This is a genomic window from Pseudomonas sp. SIMBA_067 (assembly GCF_046534675.1).
In the GTDB taxonomy this organism is placed as follows: Bacteria; Pseudomonadota; Gammaproteobacteria; order Pseudomonadales; family Pseudomonadaceae; genus Aquipseudomonas; species Aquipseudomonas putida.
In genome coordinates, this window is sequence record NZ_JAWRYH010000306.1 from 1 (window position 1) to 279 (window position 279).

Genomic DNA, 279 nt, shown 5'->3' on the forward strand with positions numbered 1-279 from the left:
GTGCGCCGATGATCATCACCACCACGGTAATGGCCAGCGCCACGGCAAACGGCAGGCCTTGCTGGTGCAGGCTGACGAAGGTCAATGCAGCAAACAGCAGCATGGCGCCCTGGGCAAAGTTGAACACGCCGCTGGCCTTGTAGATCAGCACGAAGCCGATCGCCACCAGCGAATACATGGTGCCGGCGAGCAGGCCGCCGATCAGGGTTTCGAGGAAGAAGTTCATCAGTGTGCTGCCCCCAGGTACGCGGCGATTACATCGGGGTTGGCCTGCACGTC

General features: G+C 61.6%; 2 protein-coding genes. Both read right to left on the reverse strand.

Annotated elements, in window-relative coordinates:
* The coding region (locus tag SB765_RS29205) for an ABC transporter permease subunit (RefSeq protein ID WP_410932429.1) at nt 1-226 on the reverse strand (226 nt) is incomplete at its 3' end.
* Nucleotides 226-279, reverse strand: a 54-nt coding sequence (locus SB765_RS29210; protein ID WP_410932430.1) for a hypothetical protein, incomplete at its 5' end; no start/stop codon positions are given. The genes SB765_RS29210 and SB765_RS29205, both read right to left, overlap by 1 nt.